The sequence below is a fragment of the Streptomyces sp. NP-1717 genome (genome assembly GCF_022695985.1).
In the GTDB taxonomy this organism is placed as follows: Bacteria; Actinomycetota; Actinomycetes; order Streptomycetales; family Streptomycetaceae; genus Streptomyces.
The window spans coordinates 1-5,612 of the sequence record NZ_JAAPBF010000331.1 but is presented as its reverse complement, the minus strand read 5'-3'; the positions used below and the strand labels follow the sequence as shown (position 1 = coordinate 5,612).

Here is a 5,612-nt window from a genome sequence, read left to right as displayed (position 1 = left end):
CGGTCGCGACGACGCCGGGCAGATATCCGCGTACGGACTGCATGCCCCGCAGCCACCACTGCGCGTACACATGCGCCGAACGCCGCTCGATCCCCGCCACCAGACGCTCGACGGCGGGCCCGAGGGGGTACGTCCTGTTGGCCGGCCACGGCAGCCGCCGCCGCATCTCGCGCATCACCTCGTCCTCGTCGGCGCCGCGCACCATGTCGGTGTCGGTCCAGGAGAGATAACCGACGCCGACGCGCACGCCCTTGTACCCGACCTCGGCGCGCAGGCTGTGCGCGAACGCCTCGGCGCCCGACTTGGAGGCGCAGTACGCGCTCATCATCGGCGCCGGGGTGATCGCGGCGAGCGAGGCGATCTGGAGGAAGTAACCGCGGCTCTCCATCAGTACGGGCAGGAACGCGCGCGCCGTCACCGCGCCGCCGACGAGGTTCACCTCGATGACCCGCCGCCAGGCGACGGGGTCGGAGTCCAGGAACGGACCGCCCGCCGCGACACCGGCGTTGGCCACGACGATGTCGACCTTCCCGAAGCGCTCCTTGACCTCCTGCGCGACGCGGGTCATCGCCTCGTGGTCGGTGACATCGGCGTACCAGTGCTCGCACTCGGTGTGGAGCCTGCTCGCCACGTCCTTGAGTTCGCCGGCCTCCAGGCCCACCAGCGCCACCCTGGCGCCGCGCGCCGAGAGCTTGCGGGCCAGCAGCTCGCCCACACCACGCGCCGCGCCGGTGACGACGGCGACCTGCCCCTCCAGGCCGACCCGGCTCATGCGGCACTCTCCTCGGTCGCGTTGTCGTGCGCCCGCCCGGTCGTGAGGTGGTCATCCGCCAGCCCCCGGAGCACGGCGGTCACCGCCTCGGGCGCCTCCACGGGCGTCATGTGTCCCATGCCCGTCAGCTCGGTGAGGCCGACGCAGTCGGGCAGCGCCTCGGCGAGCCGGCGCGCCAGCACCGGCGGTGTCAGCCGGTCGGCCGTCCCCGCGAGGACGGCCGTGGGGACCCTCAACTCGCCCACCTGCGCGTCGAGATCGAGTTCACCGAGGACATGCGACCAGGCCACCCGTACCGGGCGCGGACACGCGTGGACTATTCGCGCGCACGCGGCGACCCGGTCGGGCGCGGAGCCGGGCCCCATGGTCCCGTACCGCAGGATCCGCTTCGAGACCCGTGTGACCGGCCCCAGCGGGGCCCGCGCGCCGAGGATCAGCCGCGTCAGGCGGGTCCGGGCCCGCCCGGGGCGCATCGGCACCACCCGCGACTCGGCCACCAGCTTCGAACTGCCCGTGCTGCACAGCAGAACGGCGGCGGCGTGCTCCCGGAAGGCGGGCCGCGCCGACGCGGCCATCAGCGTCATGCCGCCCATGGAGTGCCCGCCCAGTATCGCCTTCTCGCCCGGCGCGAGGGTGGCGCCCAGCACCGCCTCCAGGTCGTCGGCGAGCGCGTCGGTGGTGTATCCGTCGCGGCCCACGGCGGGTGAACGGCCGTGCCCGCGCTGGTCGTAGACGATCACGCGGTGGTCGGCGGACAGCGCCTGTATCTGCGCGGCCCAGAAGAGGGTCGAGCAGGTCCACCCGTGGGCGAGGACGACGGCGGGCGCCCCCTCGGAGCCGTACACCTCGATGTGCAGGCGTGAGCCGTCGGCCGAACGCGCCGTCAGTTCACGGGGGTTGGGTGTGGTCGTCATCGAAGTGCCTCCTTGTTCCGCGGCTTTCCGGTCCTCGCCCGTACGACGTCGTACTCCCTCAGGTCCACGGCCCGGGTCGCCCGGCGGAACTCGGTCGTCGTCCCCGGCCAGATGGTGGTGTTGCGCCCGTTCGCGTCCAGGTACCAGCTGGTGCAGCCGCCGGTGTTCCACACGGTGCGCTTCATCTGCTCCTGCACGCGGTGGTTCCAGGCGTCGACGGCCGCGGGCCGCGGGGTGAGCGCGGCACCCGCGCCGAGCGAGCCGAGGGTGCGCAGATAGTCGCCGAGGTAGCTGAGCTGCGCCTCGATCATCAGGATCATCGAGGAGTTGCCGAGGCCGGTGTTGGGCCCGATGACGGTCATCCAGTTGGGGAACCCGGCGGCGGTCGCGCCGCGCAGGGATTCCATGCCGTCCTTCCACGCCTCGGCGAGCGTGATCCCGTCCGCCCCCACCACCCGCTCGGCGATGGGCATGTCGGTCACGCGGAAGCCGGTGCCGAAGATGATCGCGTCGACCTCGGTCCCCCTCCCGTCCGCCGCCACGACGGTCGATCCGCGCACCTCGGCGAGCCCGGACGGGACGACGTCCACGTTGGGGCGGGCGAGCGCCGGATAGTACGTACTGGACAGCAGGATCCGCTTGCAGCCGATGCGGTACGAGGGGGTCAGCCTGGCCCGCAGCGCCGGGTCCTCGATCGCCCGCGCGATGTTGGCCTTCGCGACGCGCTCGACGAGCCCCAGCTCATCGGGGCGTTTGGTGAACGCCTGGACCTGCAACTCCCTGATCCCCCAGAGCAGTCCGCGCCGCGCGACGGCGGTGGCGGGCACCTTGCGGTGCAGCCACCGCTCGGCGCCGGAGATGGCCCGGTCGGCGCGCGGCAGCACCCACGGCGGTGTGCGCTGGAAGAGCGTCAGCCTGGCCACGTCGGGCTGGACGGCCGGCACGATCTGGATCGCGGACGCCCCGGTGCCGATCACGGCGACCCGCTTGCCCCGCAGGTCGTACCCGTGGTCCCAGCGCGCGGAGTGGAAGACCTTGCCGGGGAACGAGTCGAGTCCGGGCACGTCCGGCACCTTGGGGTCCGACAGCGGCCCGGTCGCGGAGACCACGACGTCCGCCGTGAAGACCCCGCGCGAGGTCTCGATCTCCCAGTGCGCCGCGTCCGCGATCCAGCGCATCAGCAGCACCTCGTGGTTCAGCCGCAGGTGCGGCCGGAGCCCGAAGGTGTCGGTGAGGTGCTCCAGGTAGGCGCGGATGTGCGACTGGCCGGAGAAGACGCGCGGCCAGTCGGGGTTGGGCGCGAAGGAGAACGAGTACAGGTGCGACGGCACGTCGCAGGCGCAGCCCGGATAACTGTTGTCGCGCCAGGTGCCGCCGACCGAGTCGCCCCGTTCCAGGACGACGAAGTCGGTGATCCCCTCGCGCCGCAGCCGGACGGCGGCCCCCAGGCCACCGAATCCGGATCCGATCACCGCCACCCGTACGTGCTCGTGCTTGGCCATGCCGCCGCCTCCCGCCGGAGTTCCGCACCGGACCACGCCAGTAATCACTGGCACTGTTGGGAGAGTAGGGCAGCCCCTTACTCATGGGTAGGGGTCGGACGAGAAAAGTTACCGACGGTACGAGCCAGCGGCGACACATAGGCTGGACGCCATGTCCGACCAGGAGGAAGCCCGCGAGGAGCCCCGCGAGTACCGCATGAAGGAGCTGGCCGACGCGGCCGGCATCACGGTGCGTACGGTGCGCTTCTACCGCGAACGCGGCCTCATCCCGCCGCCCCGCAGGGAGGGCCGGATCGCCTGGTACGACACCCACCACCTGGCCAGACTGCGGACGATCGCCGCCCTGCTGGAGCGCGGGCACACCCTCAACGGCATCGCCGACCTCGCCACCGCGTTCGAGAGCGGGCGCGACGTGGGCGAGGTCCTGGGCCTCGGCGAACCGACCGAGGAGACACCGGTCCGCCTCACCCCCGAGGCCCTGGCCGACCACTTCGAGGGCGAGGTGACGGCGGAGAACCTGGCCACCGCGCTCGAACTCGGCTATCTCGCCACCGACGGCGACGATCTCGTCCACATCAGCCGCCGCCTGCTGGACGTCTCCGCCGCACTGGTCCGCGAGGGCGTTCCCCTGGCGGCGGTCTTCGAGGCGTCCCGCCAGGTCCGCGCCCACGCGGACGCGCTCGCCGAACTCTTCGCGACGACGCTGCGGACCCACGCGGGCGCCGCGGCCCCGGAGAAACTGCGCCCCCTCGCCAAGAGCGTGGTGGACGCGGAACTCTCGATGGCGCTGGACCGCCGTCTGCGCGAGCCCTGAGTCCCGTTACCCCTGCTCGTAGACGACGCTCACCGGCGCGTGGTCGCTCCAGCGCTCCGCGTGGGTCGCCGCCCGCTCCACCCACGCCTTCACCGCGCGCCCCGCCAGCCCCCCGGTCGCCACGTGATAGTCGATGCGCCAGCCCGTGTCGTTGTCGAAGGCGCGCCCCCGGTAGGACCACCAGGTGTACGGCCCGGTCTCGCCCGGGTGCAGCGCGCGGACCACGTCCACGTACGCCGCCTCACCGAAGACCCGCGTCAGCCACGCGCGCTCCTCGGGCAGGAAGCCGGACTCCTTGCGGTTGCCCTTCCAGTTCTTGAGGTCGGCCTCGTGGTGCGCGATGTTCCAGTCGCCGCAGACCAGCACCTCCCGCCCGTCGGCCGCCGCGCGCTCCTTGAGCCCGACGAGGTACTGGAAGAACTCGTCCATGAACCGGACCTTCTGGTCCTGGCGCTCCGTGCCCACGTCACCCGACGGCAGATAGAGGCTGGCCACCGTCACCCCGGGCAGATCGATCTCGGCGTAGCGCCCGCTCGTGTCGAACTCCGCGCTCCCGAAGCCGATCCGTACCCGCTCCGGCTCGCGCCGCGAGTAGAGCGCGACGCCCGCCCGGCCCTTGTCGGCCGCGGGCGCGAACACCGTGTGCCACCCCTCGGGCGCGCGCACCGCCTCGGTGAGCTGGTCCTCCTCGGCGCGCACCTCCTGGAGGCAGACCACATCGGCACCGGTCCCGGCCAGCCACTCCACGAAGCCCTTCTTCGCGGCGGCCCGGAGCCCGTTCACATTCACGGATGTCACAGTGAGCATTCCGGCACCCTACCCAGGCTCTACGATCGATGCCGTGGCCATCCAGATACGTCAGGTCCCCGCCGACCACCCCGACGCCGTGAAGCTCGACACCGAGGTGCAGCTCGAATACGCGGTGCGTTACGAGAGCGAGGGTGACGCCACCGTGCTCCACCCCCGGATGTTCGACCCGCCCCACGGTCTCTACCTCCTCGCCTACGACGCCGACGGCCGCCCGGTCGCCACCGGCGGCTGGCGCTCGCAGGAAGCCAACGACGAGGGCTACTCGGACGGCGACGCGGAGATCAAGCGGATGTACGTGACGGTGGAGGCGCGCGGCCTCGGGCTGGCCCGCCGTATCCTCGCGCGGCTGGAGGAGGACGCCCGCGCTGCGGGTCGTACCCGCATGGTCCTGGAGACGGGCACCAAGCAGCCGGAGGCCATCGCCCTCTACCGCTCCAGCGGGTACACGGACTGCTCGAAGTTCGGCCACTACCGGAACGATCCGCTGAGCATCTGTCTGGCGAAGCCGCTGGGCTGAGTGCCCCCGCGCACGACAGAGCCCGGCCCGGCAGCCGAACTGCCGGACCGGGCTCCGAGGCGGAGGATCAGCCGTTGCCGACGCCGTTCGCCGAGAGGAGCGCGATGTCCTCCAGGATGTGCGAGAGGGGCTCGTCGCCCTTCGCCTGGGTCGAGTTCTCGACACACTGCTGGTTCTGCGGAGAGGACAGAACGTTGACGTCCTGGACCGTGATCGGGACGGCACCCACGAGCCCGCCGAGGTTGGCCTTGACGGGCAGGCCGACGCAGGGCTTGTTGAGCGT

General features: G+C 71.9%; 7 protein-coding genes. 2 read left to right on the top strand and 5 right to left on the bottom strand.

What is annotated here, in order from left to right; genetic code table 11:
* The 3 genes from GXP76_RS33590 to GXP76_RS33580 all read right to left on the bottom strand — a co-directional run.
* On the bottom strand, nucleotides 1-772 hold a 772-nt coding region (locus GXP76_RS33590), incomplete at its 3' end, for an SDR family oxidoreductase (RefSeq protein WP_242575405.1).
* Nucleotides 769-1,686, bottom strand: coding sequence for an alpha/beta fold hydrolase (locus tag GXP76_RS33585; protein WP_242575404.1), 918 nt, complete (start codon nucleotides 1,684-1,686; stop codon nucleotides 769-771). The genes GXP76_RS33585 and GXP76_RS33590, both read right to left, overlap by 4 nt.
* Nucleotides 1,683-3,188, bottom strand: coding sequence for an NAD(P)/FAD-dependent oxidoreductase (locus GXP76_RS33580; protein ID WP_242575403.1), 1,506 nt, complete (start codon nucleotides 3,186-3,188; stop codon nucleotides 1,683-1,685). The genes GXP76_RS33585 and GXP76_RS33580 overlap by 4 nt, the downstream gene beginning before the upstream one ends.
* A 151-nt stretch (nucleotides 3,189-3,339) precedes the next feature.
* Between GXP76_RS33580 and GXP76_RS33575 the strand changes: the two genes are divergently transcribed.
* Nucleotides 3,340-4,002: a MerR family transcriptional regulator gene (locus GXP76_RS33575; protein WP_374363573.1), complete on the top strand. Its 663-nt coding sequence runs from the start codon at nucleotides 3,340-3,342 to the stop codon at nucleotides 4,000-4,002.
* A 6-nt stretch (nucleotides 4,003-4,008) separates the two neighbouring features.
* Here the strand turns inward: GXP76_RS33575 and GXP76_RS33570 are convergent, their stop codons facing one another.
* Nucleotides 4,009-4,809, bottom strand: a complete 801-nt coding sequence (locus GXP76_RS33570) for an exodeoxyribonuclease III (RefSeq protein WP_242575402.1) — start codon at nucleotides 4,807-4,809, stop codon at nucleotides 4,009-4,011.
* Nucleotides 4,810-4,849: 40 nt separating this feature from the next.
* Here GXP76_RS33570 and GXP76_RS33565 point away from each other — a divergent pair, with 40 nt between their 5' ends.
* Complete coding sequence (locus GXP76_RS33565) at nucleotides 4,850-5,329, top strand: GNAT family N-acetyltransferase (RefSeq protein WP_242575406.1); 480 nt, start codon at nucleotides 4,850-4,852, stop codon at nucleotides 5,327-5,329.
* A gap of 67 nt (nucleotides 5,330-5,396) precedes the next feature.
* Here the strand turns inward: GXP76_RS33565 and GXP76_RS33560 are convergent.
* Nucleotides 5,397-5,612, bottom strand: a 216-nt coding sequence (locus GXP76_RS33560; protein ID WP_277994107.1) for a rodlin, incomplete at its 5' end; no start/stop codon positions are given.

Excerpts from the sequence above, each read along its gene's own strand:
- GXP76_RS33580 (WP_242575403.1), bottom strand. The coding sequence starts at position 3,188 with ATGGCCAAGCACGAGCACGTACGGGTGGCGGTGATCGGATCCGGATTC.
- GXP76_RS33570 (WP_242575402.1), bottom strand. The coding sequence starts at position 4,809 with ATGCTCACTGTGACATCCGTGAATGTGAACGGGCTCCGGGCCGCCGCG.
- GXP76_RS33575 (WP_374363573.1), top strand. The coding sequence starts at position 3,340 with ATGTCCGACCAGGAGGAAGCCCGCGAGGAGCCCCGCGAGTACCGCATG.
- GXP76_RS33585 (WP_242575404.1), bottom strand. The coding sequence starts at position 1,686 with ATGACGACCACACCCAACCCCCGTGAACTGACGGCGCGTTCGGCCGAC.